We start from the raw sequence: 18,583 nt of genomic DNA on the forward strand, positions 1-18,583 counted from the left end.
CTAAAGGGCGCTAATTTTACCTAATTGTGCGGGAAATAAACATACTTAGATGAATTATGCTGGCAATTATTCACTCTTGATATCCTGTTTGTTTAACAACTGAACCAAAAGCTGCACACTCCGACGGCCACGAAACTCGTTGATATCCAATTTATAAGCCAGTTGCACCTGGCGAACGCTTTGATCAGGCCAGCAATTCCGATCAATGTGAAATGCAATCGCATCTAATGTTGGCCCACCAGCAACAGGTTGCACTGTCATTTTTAGATGGTTTTGCCCCACAATACGCTGATCTAATAACCAAAATAAACCATCAAACAAAGGCTCACTAAACCCCTGCCCCCACGGTCCCGATTTTTGTAATAACTGCGCAAATTCTAGCGACAATAAATCGCCTGAGAGTTCACCATCAGAGAGTAATGATCCTGTCAACTGTGCCGGCTGAATCCACTCGCTGGCAACTTTTTCTAACTGCTCTGCAAAAATCGGAAAATTAGCTTTTGCCAAAGAGAGCCCCGCGGCCATTGCATGGCCTCCAAATTTATCAATTAATCCGGGATTTAGGGTATCGATGCGCTCCAGTAAATCTCGCATATGTACACCACTGATCGAACGTCCCGAGCCTTTAATCGTTTGTTCATCACTATCGGCAAAAGCGAATACAGGGCGATAATATTTTTCTTTAATTCGTGACGCAACAAGTCCGACGACACCCTGATGCCAGTCGCTTTGATAAAGAGCCAATGCGTTAGGCAGGGTTTGGTGTTCAAAAGAGAGTTTAGCCACACTTTGCTCAGCTTCTTGCTGCATGCTTAGCTCGATTGCTTTTCGTTCACGATTGAGCTCGTCCATCGTCGAGGCCATTGGTCGGGCCTGAAACAGGTCATCACTGACTAAACACTGGATCCCTAGGCTCATATCATCCAAGCGCCCAACCGCGTTCAAACGCGGCCCCAACGCAAAGCCAAGATCACTGGCTGTCAGTGATGACTGATTTTTACCCGAGATTTCGATCAACGCTTGAATCCCAGCACAGCATCGTCCAGCACGAATGCGTGATAAGCCTTGATGAACTAATACTCTGTTGTTGTGATCAAGTACCACCACATCAGCCACCGTACCCAACGCTACTAAATCAAGATAATGCGCCAGATTAGGTTCAGGATAATTAGCAAAGAAACCATTTTCACGCAATTTTGCTCGTAGCGCGCATAACAGATAAAACGCAACACCAACACCAGCTAAATTTTTACTAGGGAAGTCACACTCTGCTAAATTTGGATTCACAATTGCAGCCGCATCAGGTAGTTCATGCCCAGGTAAATGGTGATCCGTCACAATAACCGGGATACCCGCATCTCCAGCGGCTGCCACACCACTGATAGAAGAGATGCCATTATCAACAGTAACAATTAATTCCCCCTGACGCTCTTGAGCCAACTTGACAATTTCAGGACTTAAACCGTAACCATATTCGAACCGATTTGGCACCAAAAAATCGACTTGAGTAAAGCCCATAGACTTGAGCCCGCGCAACATCAGGGCAGTACTGGTCGCGCCATCACAATCAAAATCCCCGACAATAATAATCCGGCGTTGCTGATAAGCGAGTAATAACGCCACAGCAGAATCTAAACCATTAAGATGCTGCCAAGGGAGTAATGCTCTTAAATTACGCTCCAGTTCATCACTAACGCTCACTCCTCGGCTTAAATAAATTTGACGAATGATTTGTGGTATTTCCTGAGGGAGCTTGCCTAATTCAGTCGCCGCAACAGTTGGACGACGAACTAATTTCACATGATTCATAACGGGCGTATTTTGAGTTGTCATGATGGCAACCTAAGCAGGTTGCCATCAAAGATGAGAAAATAGTTACGATTGAGGTTTACTCATAGTCGCGAGCAAATGTTTCAACGCCGGATAGATTTTATTGAGTCTTGCAGGGCTTAGCACACCATCATCATCGCTGATAGTAATTTGCGTATTGCCATCATTTCCCCCAATCGTCAGATAATATTTATCTTCCCCAAGTTGTACGGGTTTCACGCCATAGTCTGCAAGCTTACTGCTTGACGGCTGGTCATAATCAACGGTCATTTTACCGGCCTCAGAGACAAACGCTGTAATTTTAAAGCCCAAAACCGACAATGCTTTTTCTAATGCCCGAATCGTTTCAGGCACACTCGCTTTAGCAATTAAGGTCGCAACACCTTCATTATTTTGCATCTGCAAATCTATGGATCTCATCGCGACACTCATTGCTTTTGATTGCATAGTGCGTGCTTTGTGGGTGTGTTGATAATTAGCCACAAAGGCAATAACACGGTTAAGCTCTTTAATCTCAAGGCGATGTTTAATTTGATTCGTCAATTGCTCATATTCACGAGGGTCGCGTCGATAATACAGCAGATGTGGTGTCAATGTCACAGATCGACCACTTTGTGAAACGTTCACCTCATAAGTGAATTTGCTCTTGAAGACAATATCTTTGCTGTCAAAAAAGCCATTATCAATATGACGTTTCTCTGTGAGCATTCCAGAGCTAAATGTCAGAGGATCAGCCTTCTGCTGAACAAGGTTCCCACCAAAATGTCGAGTGTACGCTCTTAATATGGTGATAAACCATTGCTGTGTCTGAGCTTTCGATTGAGCGGATGAGTGCTCAAACATATAAGCAGGCTGCTGGTTGTGAACCTGAAGTTCACCCGATACCAGATCAATAATCTGCTCTGGCGGTTGAATATTTACTTTACTACCAACCCACTGAGTATATCGATAGTTCGGTTTAAGTGCTGGGATCTCATAATCTCGAGCTATTTGCGGCTTAGGATACGGTGCTGGAACCACCAGAGGAGCCGAAGTTTTGGCATTTAAATAATCAAATCCATGTAATGCTCGACCAGGATGACTATTAGAAGAACATGCGGATAACCATACTGATACGCTGCCAACGATCAATAATCGAACTCGAGAAGAAACAAACAAGGGGCCGACGCTCCAATCAAGAATTTATAATCTGGCCAGTAGTCTACTGACCCAGTGCAATAAACTCAAGGTTTGAACGCTAAAGCTCGAGGGCTTATCGCGAATAATGACTCTATTCCCAACAGAGTTCACCCTTGTGCAAAGCTGGAAATCCCCTATCGTTACGAGTATGCTCAATTTCATATAAGGGCAATAGATTTTTAAATATATGGAGCATCATTTAGTCGTAACAGCAGTTGGTCGTGATCGACCTAATATTGTCAATCAACTCACTCGCCACGTTAGCGATTGCGGCTGCAATATTGTTGATAGCCGTCTGGCTTTATATGGTGCGGAATTTACGCTGATTATGTTACTTTCGGGCAACTGGAATGCCATTACCCGTATCGAAACAAGTCTCCCACTTAAAAGTCAGGAGTTAGAACTGGTTACGGTGGTAAAACGCACCACAGAACATGAACAACCTAACTATTCAGCACGAGCTCATTTCAAAATTAAGATTAACGATAGTGCTGGAATTATTCGTCAATTTACTCAATTTATATCTGATCATGGTTTAGCTCTGGTGTCATTACGATCACAGTTAAACCATCAGATACTAGAGCTAGAAATGATCGCTTATATTAGTGATGAGCAAACCATTCCCCCCCAAAAAATGCGAGAACAATTTGAAACACTCTGCCATAAACTTTGCACTGAATCGGCTGAGTTACAAATTTATCCACAGTGAGCAGAAAGTCCCAAACCTTAAGGAGTTTGAATATGACGACGATTAAAGAAGGTGAAAAGGCACCAGAATTTACGCTATTAAATCAGGAAAGTAAAAGCGTCAGTTTGGCTGATTTCAAGGGACAAAAAGTATTGGTCTATTTTTATCCCAAAGCCTCCACTCCAGGGTGCACAACTCAGGCATGCGGTCTTAGAGACAGCAAAGAACAACTGGATGACTTAGGCGTAGTAGTCTTAGGAATTAGCCCTGACAGCCCTAAGCGCTTAACCAACTTCATCAACAAACAAAATTTAAACTTTACACTGTTAGCTGATGAAGACCACTTTGTCTGTGAACAATATGGCGTATGGCAACTTAAAAAATTCATGGGTAAAGAAAATATGGGTGTGGTTCGCACCAGTTTCTTAATCGATGAATCGGGTAAAATCGAACATATATTTGATAAATTCAAAACCAAAGATCATCATGAAGTCGTATTAAACTACCTAAACAACAAATAAGCTTCCATGAGCAATTAACTGTTAACTTGGGGACATTCGAGTATCAGATTCACGAAGAGCCGATGGCGAATCCCCAAGAAGCTATCAAGCGTATGCTGCTATAAGTGGCATACAAATAACGGATTGGATAGCAGAGCACGTGTCTGCACAAGACAGAGTTGAGTGAGCGGAAGTTATTTCCGCTCAACAAAACATCATTGTATCAGATATCACTCGGTTGGGTCGCCATAAAGCTATGGAGTGAGTAGGTGCCATTGGCCAAATAGCCTCATATGGTGAGCTACATTTAGCATACAGCGTTTATATTGAACCCTCTCGACACCAAGACCTCCAAAACTGAAGTTCTTAGGCAACTAAACGAACGTGGTGTATCGATTTCTCGAAGTCGATTCTACACTTGGTTGGAAGCCCGTGGGCTTCATAACAAACAAGCTAAATTTCAGGTGGACATGTTCTCATAGCAAGCCTAGTTTGCCTTACTTCTCCTTATGGTCGCGTAGTATGCGCCTCGTGAGTTTATGGGGCGCTTACTGCCGCTAATGTAGCAAGCCGTTCGATTTTTAAATTATTAAACAAACTTCATTTGCATCAGATGAATATTATCTACGACTTTACTTTCAAAGAAGTTGTAATAACGCAAACGACTATAATGACTCCTCCTAGCATTTGAATAAAGCTTAGCGACTCTTGTAACCAAATTACTGCAAATAATGCTCCAAATAAAGGTTCGCTTCCCATCAATAGTGATACTCTCGTTGGAGACGTTCGTCGAACTGCATAGTTTTGCGCGAAGAAAGCGAATAACGTGCAGAATATGACGAGATACATAATTATAAACCAAAATTCTACCTTATTCGGGATATGGATATCTTCTAGAGGTAAGTAGAACCCTGTTATTACTAAAGATGATAGTGCAACTATTAAAGATTGAAGTGCTGTAAGACTTGTTGTCGCTATTTCTCTGTTTACCACCAGACGTTTTGTTGTCGTGACCATAATTGCACGAAGACATGCTGCGATTAATATGAAATAGTCTCCAGTATTTAAAGAAAATTGTTCTTTTGTATTCCTTGTAAGCATAAATACGCCAGTGATGCTCGCTATAGCTAGGACATATAACAAGATGGATACATTTCGTTTATTTATGATGACTTCTAATAGTGCAGTTAAAATAACTGACAAGCTTATTAAAAAAGCGGCATTTGAGGCGGTTGTTTGCGAAACACCAAGAACTTCACAAAAAAATATTGCTGACAAAATAACTCCCGTAGGTACAGCAACTCTCCAATCCCTGTTTAATCCCTGTCGAAAGTCATTGATTAATATTGGTAGCATTAATATAAAAGTTAGCGAAAAACGTATGGCGATAAATAGAAATACACTAGTGAAGAGTAAAGCTTCTTTCGTGAGGCCATAACTTGTTCCCCAAAAAATAGCCACTAGGAGTAACATAGGTTCTGTTATCGATAATCTTGTGGATTTCCTTTGGACTCTGCTCACTTCCATACTTATTCCTCCATCAGGGTAAACGCTATAACAAGTACATCTCGGTGAGCTAAATTATCGTTAATAGATCGTGTACCGACTCTGCTACAAATTCGGGATCATCAATACTTCTAATTTTTTTGTTCATTGTTAGCTAATTCCACTTGTTAATTGACCGGAAAAGTATCTAAAAGTATTCTCAAATAAACAATTAGCTAATTATGCAAAGGACTTTTGCGTTTTGAACACGAATGAAATTATTTCTCTGCTGCCAGAAATGGCAATATTTGTCCATGTAGTAGAATCACAAAGCTTCACTAAAACAGCGACAGAGCTCGGCGTCTCTCCGTCTTCAATCAGTCGCTCAGTGTCGAGATTAGAAAGTGCTTTAGAGTTAAAATTGCTTGAGCGCACAACTAGAAACATGCGAGTAACGAACAAAGGGAATGAAATTTATCAGGTTTGTAACAACATAATGGCGGCGGCTAACTGTGTATCAAGCATGGCTAAAAGTGATGATTCGAAGGTAAGAGGTCAATTGAGAGTAGCTGCGCCCAAAGCATTATCAAGGCAAATTTTGACGCCAATAATTCTCGATTTTATGGTTCAATACCCAGAGGTGGAACTGCAACTTAAAGTGACCGATAACTACGTTGATGTTATTCGTGATGATATTGATTTATTAGTTCACATTACAGAGCACCCCATAGAGTCTTTGGTTGGAAGAATATTTACTGAATGCAAACTGATAATGTGTGCTACCCCCAAATACCTTGATAATCGAGGTGTTCCCCTTCATCCGAATGATTTAAGTAACCACAACTGTTTGTGTTTGGGAGAAGAACCAAAAGATAGATATTGGAAGTTCACACTCAATGATCAAATATGCTCAGTGCATGTCCAAGGAACATTACATGTAAATCATAGTGAAATTAGACGAGAGGCAGTTTTGCGCGGGATAGGGATTTCTGTCTTTCCAGAGTTTTCGATACGTGAATATGTGGAGTCAGGAGAAGTTATAGAACTATTTGATAACTGGCATATTGAGGGTAATTATCAAGGCAAGCTGATAGCTCAATATCCTCAATCTAAATATATCCCAGCTCAGTTGAAGAAATTTGTTGAGTTCTTGTCACAACGTATAAATAAAGATAGCAACTAGCTAAGAATATCAGTATTTACCATATTTTAAATAATACTTTTTTCTCTGATTTATGTAGAAACTCTAAGCAACTTCTGTCCACAAATGAGTTACAGGCTCAAAGTTATGCTTGTGATCACCGAGCTATTTTGTCGCAATGATAATCAGCTTCATCTTATAACATCGCCTAAACTTTTTATGACAAGTTCGCACTTGGAAAAGCGTCAAAATTAGTCTAATTTACCAAAAAATATGACAACGGCTGTAATTAGAGTTAAAAAAAAAGGAATTTATTAACCTAACTCACTGTTAAAAATAGATTTTATTAATAATTGTCAAAATTTATGTCTTAGCATATTTCCAAGAGTGGGCTTCATGGGTAAAGAAAATATAGGTGTGGTTCGAATCAGTTTCTTAATCGATGAATCAGGTAAAATCGAACATATATCTAATAAATTCAAAACCAAAGATCATCATGAAGTCATAAATAACAACTAATCCAAGTATGTTAAACATACGATTAAGCAATCAGGGCGTGAGTGAGCACGCCCTGCTTGTTATTCTAGAAGCTGTTGATCATTATTCCCCGTATCTGACGGCCAAGCATTAAGGACAGCTTTGACCAATGTCGCCAGAGGAATGGCAAAAAAGACTCCCCAAAATCCCCATAAACCGCCAAACAATATCACGGCAATAATAATTGCTAATGGATGCAAATTAACGGCTTCAGAAAAGAGCAATGGTACCAGTAAGTTACCATCCAGCCCCTGAACGATCAGATACCCGAGCATCAGATAACCAAAATCAGCAGTGGGTCCCCACTGAAATAGCGCGACCATCGTCACCGGGACGGTCACCACAAATGCCCCGATATACGGGATAAGTACGGATACCCCTACCGCAACGCCTAACAGAGCTGAATAGCGCATCCCCATCACAAAGAAAACTAAGTAGGTAGCCAGTCCAACAACAATGATCTCAATGACTTTTCCTCGCAAATAATTGGTAATTTGCTGGTGCATCTCATGCCAAACCTGACCAACCAAAATACGATTTTTAGGTAAAAACCGCGAAGCTGAACGGATCAGGCGGTGTTTATCAGCCAATAAAAAGAACAGCATCAGTGGCACTAAAATACAATAAATAGCGAGTGTTGCTAGACTAATCAGCGAACTGATGGAGGCCTGCACCATTTTTTCACCCATCCCTAAAAAGCGATGCTGAATAGCCTTAGTGACCGTATCAACGAAAGCTGGATCAATTAAATCGGGATAACGTTGTGGCAGAGAATCCATAAAAGTTTGAGCTTTGTTAAACATGGTCGGTAGCTCAGTAATCAGATTAGCCCCCTGCGTCCAGACCGTCGGTAAAATCCGAACCACAGCCACCACCACTAAAATACCAAAAGCCAATATGACCAGTGATGTGGCCCATCGTCGACCCAAACCTAATTTTTCTAAACGAATAATTGGCCAATCAAGAAGGTATGCAAGGATCACGGCAACTAACAATGGGGCTAACAAGTGTCCCATAAAATAGAGTACTAAAAATCCCACAACCAATATAAATACCAGCGCTACGGCTTCCGGATCCGAGAATTTACGCTGATACCAACCTTTAAAAAGGCTAAACATAGGCAGTTGATAACCCTTTCAACAAAAGTAGAAGGCGTAGACTACCATAGCTTGACCTTCATCGCTGTATGAATTTATACCATCACTATCTAGGGACTGTTGACCTTTCGTGATTAGTTTTGCAGAAATCTGAGAGGGATTTAGGCAAGGCAAACGTTGTGCCGTGTCGTTATTCTCCACAAAGAACGTTTAACGCTGGATAAATTCCTCTCAGATACTGCCCTTGGGGTTCATTTAAACGCATCCTGAACTTTGTTGCCCCCTGCTTGCTTCACTCATTAAGCGACGCAGGGTGCGCCGCGTTCAAAATGCGTTTAATTTGAATAAAATTCAACCACCAAAGGTCAACAGTCCCTAGTAAATTGGATATTTTAACCAATCATTTAATTGTATTAGAATATCTGAAAATTTTTGCTCATTGATTTCTTTTATAGCAAAAAATACAGGCCACACGCTGATTTTGAGCAATAAATATTTTCTCCGGCCTAACCGGATGGCACGGCTGGCTTGTGATACTATCAGTGAGATAGCTCGAGACGCTTGAATGGCAGTGTCCGGCTGAGACTAATTTCGTTATGATTAAGCAATTGATATTATGAATTAAGGTGAATAAAGATCGTCACAACATTTTATCGTGAGCATGCTCGAGGTTTAGCCAGAGAGCTATTCTTGGGATTATTGGTGTTCATCATTTCGCTGCAAAGCTGGGCAGACAGCACATCGCTGCCAGAGATTGGCATTGTTGGTTCCCAGGCACTTTCCATTGCTCAAGAAAAGCAATACGGTGACGCCTACATGCGGGCTATGCGCGCCAGTACACAGATTGTACAAGACCCTCTGCTTGAAAACTATATCAACCAACTAGGGCATCGCTTGGTAGCCCATGCCGATAACGTCCTTCTGCCTTTTCATTTCTTTTTAGTCAATGACAGTAGTATTAATGCAGCCGCTTTTTTAGGTGGTTATGTTAAGGTCAATACCGGAACAGTGGTAATGGCCCAAACTCAAAGTCAGCTGGCATCGGTTATGGCTCACGAAATTAGCCATGTAACACAACGTCACATTGCCCGAAGCTTAGAAAAATCAGCTGCCGCCAGCCACTTAACCCTAGCTGGATTACTCGGCTCATTTATTGTCGCAATTGCCAATCCAATGGCGGGGATTGCAGCCATGCAAACCACCATGGCAGCCAGCATTCAGCATCAGATTAATTATACCCGCCAGAACGAATATGAAGCCGATCATATCGGAATGCAGGTCTTACATCGTAGTGGTTTCAACCCACATGCGATGGTCGATTTCTTTAGCTTGCTTGCATCCAAGTATCGCTATTCCAGCAAGCCGCCTGCTTGGCTTGTTGATCATCCTTTAACCTCACAGCGTATTGCCGATGCTCAGTCAAGAGCAAGTCAATATCCAAATAAGTACATTGCGCCAAGTCTCGATTTTCAGATGGCAAAGGCTCGTATACAGGTTCGTTTTGATGATCTAGACCCGGATCAGGCATACAGCTTGTTTCATAACCAGCTAGAAAATCATAATTATAGACTCAAGGATGCAGCTTTATACGGGCTCACTTTGGCATTGTTTGCCCAGAAAAGATACGAAAAAGCACACGAACTGATTGAAAAATTGGCTAAAAAGCATCCGCAAAGTATGTATATACTCGATACCCAATCTGATATCGATATTGCAATGAAAAAAACAGCTAAAGCGGTAAAACGATTGCAGAATGCCTATCAACGTTATCCAGATAATCGTATTGTGATTATCAACCTGGCTGCTGCCTATATGGCGAATAAACAGGATGCTAAAGCATCACAACTGTTGGATCGCTATTTAAGAGAACATCAAAATGATCTGTTGGGATGGCAAACACTCATTGAAGCCTATCAACACCAGCATTTAACAGCCAAAATGCAGCAAGCCCGTGGGGAATATTTTGCCCTGCGAGGCCAGTACACTCAGGGAATTAATGAGTTGAGAAATGCGCTGAGAACGACCTCTAATCCTTTAGCTAAAGCGCGGATAAAAGCCCGAATAAAAGAGTTTAAAGCCAGTCAAAAACAACTTGAACAGTTACAACATTTGTAATCAAAGGTGAACCCATGACCGTCACAATTTATCATAATCCACGCTGCTCTAAATCACGTCAGACGTTAGAGCTTTTAAAAGAACACACTCAGGACATTGCCATTGTTGAATACTTAAAAACACCTCCCAATAGTACAATGCTCAAGGAGATATTGGCAAAACTGGCAATTCCAGCACAAGACTTAGTCAGACGTAAAGAACAGTTATTTAAAGAATTGGGATTAGCCAACCAAACTCTCAATGAACAGCAATGGATTGAAGTGTTAGCCAAACATCCCAAACTGATAGAACGTCCCATAGTTGTCAATGGTGAGAAAGCTGTTATTGGCCGTCCTCCTGAGAACATTCACACGCTATTTAGCTAGCCAACGCAACATTAGGATGATGGCTATAATCCTAATGTCTCTTTAACAAAGGGGATCGTAAGCTTGCGTTGCTCGGTAATAGAGGCTCGATCAAGCTTATCTAATGTAGAGAGCAACGTCGGCATATCGCGGGAAATCCGTTTGATTAAAAATCGAGCAACCTCTAGGGGCATTCGTAAACCTCGCAACTCAGCTCGCAGCTGCAGGGCACTTAATTTTTGGGCATCAGACAATTCAATCAGACGATAAGTCACCCCCCAACTCAAACGCGAAGCCAGATCAGGTAGAGCCCACTCCAACTGATTAGCCGGAGCATTGGCAGTCACAATCAAACGCGTTGAATCATCTAACTCTTTACGCCGATTATAGAAATCAAAAATAGCGGTTTCCCAATCTTTATGGCCAGCAACAGCATCAATATTATCTAGGCACACCAATGCCATAGACTCTAAGCCTTCTAAATAAGCCGGAGCCATCATCGCATGCATATCTAAAGGAAGGTAAGCTGTTGCCATATTACAACTATTCATTTCAGCACAACTGGCATGAAGTAAATGAGACCGGCCAGAGTCAGGTGCTCCCCAGATATAGAGCATCCGCTCGCCCTGATCCAACGCTAAGTTCTGAAGCGCTGAAAGCAACTGTGAATTCTCGCCGGCATAGAAACTTGCGAACCGCTCATCATCAGGAAGATGAACCGGCAGAGATAACTGTGGTGATTTAGTCAACAGATAATAGCAACTCTAAACAATTCTTCATTATTATAACCATGGCATCATGATAGAAACAACAGCTAGGTATTTCTATTGGACATCATAATGATACGGCACACCGACTACCGAAGTATAATGATCATCAAGTTCCAAAGCCGACTGGAGTGACTTCCAGGGGCCAACTAAATGTACCTCAAACTGGTAATCATCAGCCTTCACCTGTTGCAGATTTGCTGCGTCAACGCTGGGCTGGCTCATCAAAAATCTATAGAGATGCTGATATTGGGTGAAATTATCAATATGAGCAAAACTTAAAATAACATGACTATCCGATTTGACCGACCGCACAACGGCATAGCGTGATGCTAATTGGCTAGCTATCTGCTCAAGCATCTGATGGGTCAGGTTTGACTCACTATCCGTTGACAGATCACCGCTGAGCTCGCCACTATTAATCAGCTGACCCTGATGCACATCGAGAATTTGCCAATTTAAATGCATACTACCATTATCAGAATAGCTTTTAACAGTTAACGCAATATCCGCGCCATAACGACGGCTCGCTTTAATGATAGGCTGATTAAACTCCCCCCATATATCGGAGACAGACACGGCCATTGAGTCATCTAAATCCATAATTGGGAAAATCATCGGCAATGCCAAATCTTTTGCTTGTTTTTGCAAAGCGACCGCACTGGCACTACCATCTGCCTCAATGTGACGCTGGTTTTGCTGTTCACTCGCGAACCAAACCAAGATAATAGGCCTGTCTTGAGCCCAGAAAGCAACCCCTGATTGGGTTAACAACGTCTCTATTTGCGAGCGATTAAAGGTGGCCTGTAACTGTTGATGTGTTTGAGAATTTTGATAAGAATATTGTTGTAAATAATCCCCTGCGTGAGATTGGGCATCTGCGATAGCTTGATTCGATAAGGCCTTATCATTACCGGTTAAACGTTCAATCAAAAGCTTAAATGCAGCTTGCTGATCTTGGCTTAACTGACCGCTAGCGGGAACAGTAACCTGATATGGATCAACAGATTGCATCGCAAAGGCCGCATGGCTTAAACAGAATCCAAACAAAACAAACAGGATTTTTTTCATCGCGTGCATACGGCCCTCTTTCATGGTTATAAAAAATTATTTAGTCCCGAAGATTTTATCACCCGCATCTCCAAGCCCAGGCATAATATAACCGTCTGCATTTAACTTTTCATCAATCGAGGCAGTATAAAGCTCAATATCAGGATGAGCTTGTTCTAACGCTTTTAGTCCTTCAGGCGCTGCAACTAAGACTAATACCCGGATTTTTTTACATCCTTTATCTTTTAATAGGTCAATGGTAGCAATCATAGAACCACCTGTTGCTAGCATCGGGTCAACAACCAAAGCCAAACGTTCGTCAAGTTGTCCCACTAATTTTTCAAAGTAAGGAACAGGCTCAAGCGTTTCTTCATTACGATACATACCGACAACGCTTACTTTTGCTGACGGCATATGCTCAAGCACACCATCCATCATCCCCAACCCTGCACGTAAAATCGGCACGACGGTCGCTTTTTTCCCCTGGATCTGCTCCACATTGACCGGTCCAGCCCAACCGTCAATTGTCACCTGCTCCATGACCAAATCTGAAGTTGCTTCATAAGTGAGCAGACTGGCGACTTCCTTTGCTAATTCACGAAACCGCTTCGTGCTAATATCGGCTTCACGCATTAAACCCAGTTTATGTCGAATCAGGGGATGCTTAACCTCGACGACCTTCATCCTTTCTCTCCCATTAAATATCTAATTATTCCGTTTAATTTTACAGGAAAACAGGAAAATGTCGCTGTTAATCGTCCATGACTGTTCTAGACCTTACAACATTGCTAAAATACCCCCAGATTCTAACCCTAAGCAGCAGGTAATTTTGTGAGTAAGCAAACTCCCCCCCTAAGTTACAAGGATGCCGGCGTCGATATTGACGCAGGGAATGCTTTAGTTGAGCGAATTAAAGGTGTCAGCAAAGCCACCTCACGCCCGGAAGTCATGGGTGGATTAGGTGGCTTTGGCGCATTGTGCCAGATCCCCGCTCGTTATAAAGAGCCCGTATTAGTTGCAGGTACTGATGGTGTCGGTACCAAACTACGACTGGCCATGGACCTTAAGAAACACGACAGCGTCGGAATCGATCTAGTCGCAATGTGCGTCAACGACCTGATTGTCCAAGGGGCTGAACCACTATTCTTTTTAGATTATTACGCCACTGGTAAATTGGATGTCGATGCAGCAGCCGACGTAGTCACTGGAATTGGCAACGGCTGTAAACAGTCAGGATGCGCCTTGATTGGTGGTGAAACTGCAGAAATGCCAGGGATGTACCATGGTGAAGACTATGATATTGCAGGTTTTTGTGTAGGGGTCGTGGAAAAAGAAAACATTATTGATGGTTCTAAAGTTGCCTCAGGTGATGCTCTAATCGCGCTGGGTTCAAGTGGGCCTCATTCCAACGGATTTTCTTTGATCCGAAAAATTCTGGAAGTTTCCGGAGCAGATCCTCTTCAAAGTTTTGGTGAAACTACGTTAGGCGAAACGCTACTTACTCCCACCCGCATTTATGTCAAATCAGCATTAGCTTTGATTAAACAAGTTGACGTGCATGCTTTCTCGCACATCACCGGTGGCGGCTTTTGGGAAAATATCCCCAGAGTATTACCCAAAAATTGCAAAGCAGTGATTGATGAATCTAGCTGGCAATGGCCTGAAATCTTTAACTGGCTGCAAGAAAACGGCAATATTTCTCGAGAAGAGATGTATCGCACTTTTAACTGCGGTGTAGGTTTAGTGGTTGCCGTTGCCCAAACGAAAGTTCAACAAACTATCGACACATTGCATGCAGCTGGCGAAAAAGCTTGGGTATTAGGTGAAATACAAGCTTTAGAAGCCGAAGAAGAGGCACAAGTTGTCTTTGCCTAACCCGATACCGAGCAAACGTATCGCTGTTTTGATTTCAGGATTTGGCAGTAATTTGCAGGCACTAATTGATGCCTGCAACCATTGCTATATCAATGCTGAAATCGTCCTGGTTGTTAGTAATAAAGCACGGGTAAAAGGTTTAACCCGTGCAGCTGAAGCAGGAATCGATACAGCTGTTATCCGTGCTCAAGAATATCCTGAACGCATCGATTATGATCGTGCTTTAGCAGATTTATTGGCCGACTACTCAGTTGATTTGGTGGTATTGGCCGGATTTATGCGCATTTTGAGCACTGATTTTGTCAATACTTATCATGGCCGAATGCTCAATATCCACCCATCATTATTACCTAAATATCCAGGACTGAATACTCATCAGCGAGCCTTGGATAATGGTGATAAAGAGAGTGGCTGTAGTATTCATTTTGTCACAGATGAGCTGGACGGTGGTCCGATCATATTGCAAGCAAAAGTGCCAATTTTCGCCGATGATGATGCTGAACGAATAGCGCAAAGAGTCAACAGCCAAGAACTCACTAGTTATCCATTAGTGGTCAAATGGTTTTGTGAAAACAGGCTTATTATGCGCGATAAAAAAGCATGGTTGGACAATCATCCTTTAGGCCCAAACGGATACGCTGCTGAATAAATCAATGCCCTGAAATTTAATTTCAGGGCATCCTTGCCTTAAATGTTAATTCATCACCCGACTAAGACATAATTCGCCCAAGCGAAACAATGCAAACTCACCTGGCACCATTTTATGCCAATTTTCATTACACGTCAGAGGTTGCGTTGCCACAACTGTGACAACATCATCGGGTGTAGTCTGGGTTTGAAAATCAACCGTTACATCCGCATCCTGTAAACGCGCTTGCCCAAAAGGCGCTCGACGGGTAATCCAATGCAAGTTATTTGAGCAATATGCCATAACGTAATCACCATTACTCAATAGCATATTGAAAACCCCCAGCGCTCTGAGCTCGTCGGCTAAGGAAGCAACAAATGAAAAAACCGCATTCATCTGCCCTGGTCGGCGAGAATAACGCTTGCGCAACTGCTCTAATATCCAACAAAAGACCCATTCACTATCGGTTTGTCCGATAGGCCGATAAAAGCCTGTATCAAGTTTTTTATAGCCACGCAGTTGACCATTATGAGCGTAGGTCCAATTTTGGCCCCACAACTCTCGGGTAAATGGATGGGTATTTTCTAAACTAACGCCACCACGATTAGCTTGGCGAATATGACTAATAACCGCACAACTCTTTATGGGATAATCCAACACCATTTTGGCAATAATGGACTCGGCACTAGGCGCCGGATCCTTAAAACTCCGACACCCTTTACCTTCATAAAAAGTAACGCCCCAGCCATCTCGGTGAGGCCCAGTATGACCACCACGCTGCACTAACCCCGTCAGCGAAAAACAAATATCAGTCGGCACATTGGCACTCATACCTAACAACTCACACACGAACTGCAAACCTCCTAAGCGGCCATTTTCTGTTCAATCAGCTGGATTAAGATATGAATCACTTTAATATGAATTTCCTGAATTCGGTCTGCATATCCAAAGTGTTTCACGCAAATTTCGCAATCAGCCAAACCAGCCATTTTACCAGCATCTTTACCCGTGAGAATTACAACTTTCATTGACTGCTTACGTGCAACTTCAATCGCTTTGATAATATTCGCTGAGTTACCACTAGTACTAATACCTAAGAGGACATCACCAGAGTTTCCCAAGCCTTCTAAATAACGAGAAAATATATCATTAAATCCGTAGTCATTCCCCACACAAGAAATATGACTCGGATCTGAAATCGCAATCGCAGGATAAGCCGGACGGTTATCCCGATAACGCCCCGTTAACTCCTCAGCAAAATGCATGGCGTCACAGTGAGAACCACCGTTGCCACAAGAGATAACTTTACCACCTTGTTTAAAACTATCAGCAATGACAGTGGCCGCATTTTCTATCGCTTCAATATTGCTCGGATCATTTAAAAAATGGTCTAAGACTGAGGCAGCTTCTTGCAGTTGTGAAAGGATTAATTTATGGCTCATAAAACTCTACTCAATTGACTTAACTGGCTTCACTATACTGGATTTTTCACGTAGCCTCACTAAGCAATACACCTTGTTGGGCAACAAATCACATATATTTGATAAAACAGTCAATCTATCGATAGAGGGTAAGACATGACGTTAAACATCATGTCATGAACCGCTGCGAAATAAGCGAATAAACGGAAGGTGACCAAGAGAATCACCCTATCGATATTACATGCTGTAATGGCTATTAAACCAAGAGACAGCCTGAGTGCGATTTTTCACATTGAGTTTGCGAAAAATATTAAACAAATGTGATTTAACTGTATTTTCGCTTAAGTGTAGTTTTTGGGCAACATCGTGATTGGAATAACCAACCGACAGACAACGTAAAACTTCGACTTCTCGGGGTGATATTTTAATCTGCTTAGTAGGTTTTGATTCCCCAACTTTGCGTTTATATAATTGCAATAATTCCCCGACTAACTGTCGGCCAAACCACATTTCCCCTTCCATCACTTTACGGATCCCTTTTTCAAGGGTTTCTAATGAATCAGAACTGAAAAATACGCCACAAACATTGTTCAAACTACTGACGATATCCAAGGGTTCTTTTTCTGGGTAATCAAGTAATAACACTTTAATTTGCTGATTAAATGGTGTGAAAAATTCAAACCATGGACTATTTACAGCACGCACCGTCTGATAATCGACTAATACTACGAAATGGTCATTCTCACGAGGAAAGTCACTGGGTGACACACAAATTTCGTAGTCCATTGATAATGTAGAAGACAGATGATTCATTAATGCCGATGAAAATACACCACCAGATGAGATCAAAATCAGCCTATTTGCCATGATATCCCCCTATTCCGGCCTCTATCTAATCAAGCGAGTATGAACGAGTTCCCTCAATACTTGCTAAAACATTACTAATCCGGACAAAATTTATTAAAAAAACGAATCAAGCTACGCTATGTAACTGACTTAATAGGGGGATTTTATCAGGAAATTAGTAGAACTATATACTTACCCCTAAGCGGGTACGAAATATCACTACAAAAAATGTAAACAAAACTTTCCACTTCCCAACCCCACAGGTAGATGCATTATACATAATAGCAATACAAACCTCATTATTTTCAATGGATTATATTAAAAATATCATACTTTATAATTAGTCTTATTTGATGAAATTATTCCCATAAATTTAATCATTTTGATTTACTAGAAACTTGTATTTTTATCGAGTAGGCAAAAAATGGTCACTTAGAGTTGGTTGTATCAAAACTGGTTATCCGCCATGATGAAACAAAATAATGACTGAACCGGTAAACAATGAGAAAACTCTTTTGTATCCTGATTTACACTTGTTTAAGTGCTCTGAGCTTTCCTCTTTGGGCAACACCATTAAAAGAACATCATAATGTCTTAATTAGTCGGATTCGCCAACCGATTAACGGCCCAAACCAGAACCAGCAAATGAATGATGAAGGCTCTTTGGCACTGACCCAAGCTTTTAAACACTATAGCAAGGCAAAAGTAACCTATAGCCCAGCCTGCAATAGTGTCGACTGTCTCGCAGGTCCTAAATCTCAAGGATATTATTATTATGTTTCACCGCAATGGGTATTCTGGAATGCAACCGATCCTAAAACTCAGCATCCAAGCTTAAAAATCGCAATCTATGACATCAGATCACGGCAAGTTATCGCCACCCAAATTATCAATGCGAATAAGAGCTCGGCCTTAATCGGTCAACCTGACCCCATTTTGGCGAATCAAGTTAGACTAACAGTTAAGGCGCTCTACCAACAGCAAAGTGAGAAATCGACGCAATCACCTCGTAGTAAATAATGATTTTTTTGTCAGGGATGACACAAAAAGGCAGAAAGAAATAACATGAGCAGACACCAA

At 41.8% G+C, this 18,583-nt stretch carries 18 protein-coding genes and 2 pseudogenes; 10 read left to right on the plus strand and 10 right to left on the minus strand.

Features of this window, described 5'->3' with window-relative positions; translation table 11 throughout:
* Nucleotides 1-66 precede the first annotated feature (66 nt).
* A complete protein-coding gene (recJ, locus tag EV690_RS04115) occupies nt 67-1,809 on the minus strand; it encodes a single-stranded-DNA-specific exonuclease RecJ (protein ID WP_131912122.1) in 1,743 nt (580 codons plus the stop codon).
* 66 nt (nt 1,810-1,875) lie between these two features.
* Complete coding sequence (gene bamC, locus EV690_RS04120; protein WP_165872655.1) at nt 1,876-2,988, minus strand: outer membrane protein assembly factor BamC; 1,113 nt, start codon at nt 2,986-2,988, stop codon at nt 1,876-1,878.
* A 208-nt stretch (nt 2,989-3,196) separates the two neighbouring features.
* Here bamC and EV690_RS04125 point away from each other — a divergent pair, with 208 nt between their 5' ends.
* The 3 genes and pseudogenes from EV690_RS04125 (at nt 3,197) to EV690_RS18595 (ending at nt 4,679) form a co-directional block, all read left to right on the plus strand.
* Complete coding sequence (locus EV690_RS04125) at nt 3,197-3,718, plus strand: glycine cleavage system transcriptional repressor (RefSeq protein ID WP_131911671.1); 522 nt, start codon at nt 3,197-3,199, stop codon at nt 3,716-3,718.
* A gap of 32 nt (nt 3,719-3,750) precedes the next feature.
* On the plus strand, nt 3,751-4,218 hold the full coding sequence (gene bcp / locus EV690_RS04130) for a thioredoxin-dependent thiol peroxidase (RefSeq protein WP_131911672.1): 468 nt from the start codon (nt 3,751-3,753) through the stop codon (nt 4,216-4,218).
* A gap of 34 nt (nt 4,219-4,252) precedes the next feature.
* Nucleotides 4,253-4,679, plus strand: a pseudogene (locus EV690_RS18595) (hypothetical protein).
* A gap of 142 nt (nt 4,680-4,821) precedes the next feature.
* Here the strand turns inward: EV690_RS18595 and EV690_RS04140 are convergent.
* Entirely contained in the window at nt 4,822-5,730 is a 909-nt protein-coding gene (locus EV690_RS04140) for a DMT family transporter (RefSeq protein ID WP_396022829.1), read from the minus strand.
* Between the two features lie 214 nt (nt 5,731-5,944).
* Between EV690_RS04140 and EV690_RS04145 the strand changes: the two genes are divergently transcribed.
* Entirely contained in the window at nt 5,945-6,865 is a 921-nt protein-coding gene (locus EV690_RS04145; RefSeq protein WP_131911674.1) for a LysR family transcriptional regulator, read from the plus strand.
* Between the two features lie 351 nt (nt 6,866-7,216).
* A pseudogene (locus tag EV690_RS18365) lies at nt 7,217-7,342 on the plus strand (thioredoxin-dependent thiol peroxidase); the annotation flags it as partial.
* A gap of 59 nt (nt 7,343-7,401) precedes the next feature.
* Here EV690_RS18365 and EV690_RS04155 read toward each other — a convergent pair.
* Nucleotides 7,402-8,478 (minus strand): AI-2E family transporter, encoded by a 1,077-nt coding sequence (locus EV690_RS04155; protein ID WP_131911675.1) that lies wholly within the window; start codon nt 8,476-8,478, stop codon nt 7,402-7,404.
* A 681-nt stretch (nt 8,479-9,159) separates the two neighbouring features.
* Here EV690_RS04155 and bepA point away from each other — a divergent pair.
* Together bepA and arsC are read left to right on the plus strand one after the other, a co-directional pair.
* Nucleotides 9,160-10,572 carry a beta-barrel assembly-enhancing protease gene (bepA, locus tag EV690_RS04160; RefSeq protein WP_131911676.1) on the plus strand — a complete coding sequence of 471 codons (1,413 nt, stop codon included), beginning with the start codon at nt 9,160-9,162 and terminating at the stop codon, nt 10,570-10,572.
* Between the two features lie 14 nt (nt 10,573-10,586).
* Complete coding sequence (arsC, locus tag EV690_RS04165; protein ID WP_131911677.1) at nt 10,587-10,937, plus strand: arsenate reductase (glutaredoxin); 351 nt, start codon at nt 10,587-10,589, stop codon at nt 10,935-10,937.
* A gap of 23 nt (nt 10,938-10,960) precedes the next feature.
* On the opposite strand, the gene hda is transcribed toward arsC, so the two are convergent.
* From hda to upp, 3 genes are all read right to left on the minus strand, one after another.
* Nucleotides 10,961-11,665: a DnaA inactivator Hda gene (gene hda, locus EV690_RS04170; protein ID WP_131911678.1), complete on the minus strand. Its 705-nt coding sequence runs from the start codon at nt 11,663-11,665 to the stop codon at nt 10,961-10,963.
* Nucleotides 11,666-11,740: 75 nt separating this feature from the next.
* Nucleotides 11,741-12,763: a DUF2066 domain-containing protein gene (locus EV690_RS04175; RefSeq protein WP_165872656.1), complete on the minus strand. Its 1,023-nt coding sequence runs from the start codon at nt 12,761-12,763 to the stop codon at nt 11,741-11,743.
* Between the two features lie 27 nt (nt 12,764-12,790).
* Nucleotides 12,791-13,417, minus strand: a complete 627-nt coding sequence (gene upp / locus EV690_RS04180; protein WP_131911680.1) for a uracil phosphoribosyltransferase — start codon at nt 13,415-13,417, stop codon at nt 12,791-12,793.
* Nucleotides 13,418-13,564: 147 nt separating this feature from the next.
* Here upp and purM point away from each other — a divergent pair, with 147 nt between their 5' ends.
* Nucleotides 13,565-14,608 (plus strand): phosphoribosylformylglycinamidine cyclo-ligase, encoded by a 1,044-nt coding sequence (gene purM / locus EV690_RS04185; protein ID WP_131911681.1) that lies wholly within the window; start codon nt 13,565-13,567, stop codon nt 14,606-14,608.
* A complete protein-coding gene (purN, locus tag EV690_RS04190) occupies nt 14,595-15,257 on the plus strand; it encodes a phosphoribosylglycinamide formyltransferase (protein WP_224054891.1) in 663 nt (220 codons plus the stop codon). The genes purM and purN overlap by 14 nt, the downstream gene beginning before the upstream one ends.
* A 45-nt stretch (nt 15,258-15,302) precedes the next feature.
* On the opposite strand, the gene EV690_RS04195 is transcribed toward purN, so the two are convergent.
* The 3 genes from EV690_RS04195 to EV690_RS04205 form a co-directional block, all read right to left on the minus strand.
* A complete protein-coding gene (locus EV690_RS04195) occupies nt 15,303-16,085 on the minus strand; it encodes a class II glutamine amidotransferase (protein ID WP_131911682.1) in 783 nt (260 codons plus the stop codon).
* Nucleotides 16,086-16,099: 14 nt separating this feature from the next.
* Nucleotides 16,100-16,678: a D-sedoheptulose 7-phosphate isomerase gene (lpcA, locus tag EV690_RS04200; protein ID WP_131911683.1), complete on the minus strand. Its 579-nt coding sequence runs from the start codon at nt 16,676-16,678 to the stop codon at nt 16,100-16,102.
* 216 nt (nt 16,679-16,894) lie between these two features.
* A complete protein-coding gene (locus EV690_RS04205) occupies nt 16,895-17,524 on the minus strand; it encodes a LuxR C-terminal-related transcriptional regulator (RefSeq protein ID WP_131911684.1) in 630 nt (209 codons plus the stop codon).
* Between the two features lie 480 nt (nt 17,525-18,004).
* On the opposite strand from EV690_RS04205, the gene EV690_RS04210 reads away from it, so the two are divergent.
* On the plus strand, nt 18,005-18,523 hold the full coding sequence (locus EV690_RS04210; protein WP_131911685.1) for a DUF4823 domain-containing protein: 519 nt from the start codon (nt 18,005-18,007) through the stop codon (nt 18,521-18,523).
* Nucleotides 18,524-18,583: the final 60 nt, after the last annotated feature.

It is taken from the genome of Celerinatantimonas diazotrophica, from assembly GCF_004339545.1.
In the GTDB taxonomy this organism is placed as follows: domain Bacteria; phylum Pseudomonadota; class Gammaproteobacteria; order Enterobacterales; family Celerinatantimonadaceae; genus Celerinatantimonas; species Celerinatantimonas diazotrophica.

Excerpts from the sequence above, each read along its gene's own strand:
- recJ (WP_131912122.1), bottom strand. The coding sequence starts at position 1,809 with ATGAATCATGTGAAATTAGTTCGTCGTCCAACTGTTGCGGCGACTGAA.
- EV690_RS04125 (WP_131911671.1), top strand. The coding sequence starts at position 3,197 with ATGGAGCATCATTTAGTCGTAACAGCAGTTGGTCGTGATCGACCTAAT.
- bcp (WP_131911672.1), top strand. The coding sequence starts at position 3,751 with ATGACGACGATTAAAGAAGGTGAAAAGGCACCAGAATTTACGCTATTA.
- EV690_RS04155 (WP_131911675.1), bottom strand. The coding sequence starts at position 8,478 with ATGTTTAGCCTTTTTAAAGGTTGGTATCAGCGTAAATTCTCGGATCCG.
- arsC (WP_131911677.1), top strand. The coding sequence starts at position 10,587 with ATGACCGTCACAATTTATCATAATCCACGCTGCTCTAAATCACGTCAG.
- EV690_RS04175 (WP_165872656.1), bottom strand. The coding sequence starts at position 12,763 with ATGCACGCGATGAAAAAAATCCTGTTTGTTTTGTTTGGATTCTGTTTA.
- upp (WP_131911680.1), bottom strand. The coding sequence starts at position 13,417 with ATGAAGGTCGTCGAGGTTAAGCATCCCCTGATTCGACATAAACTGGGT.
- lpcA (WP_131911683.1), bottom strand. The coding sequence starts at position 16,678 with ATGAGCCATAAATTAATCCTTTCACAACTGCAAGAAGCTGCCTCAGTC.
- EV690_RS04205 (WP_131911684.1), bottom strand. The coding sequence starts at position 17,524 with ATGGCAAATAGGCTGATTTTGATCTCATCTGGTGGTGTATTTTCATCG.
- EV690_RS04210 (WP_131911685.1), top strand. The coding sequence starts at position 18,005 with ATGAGAAAACTCTTTTGTATCCTGATTTACACTTGTTTAAGTGCTCTG.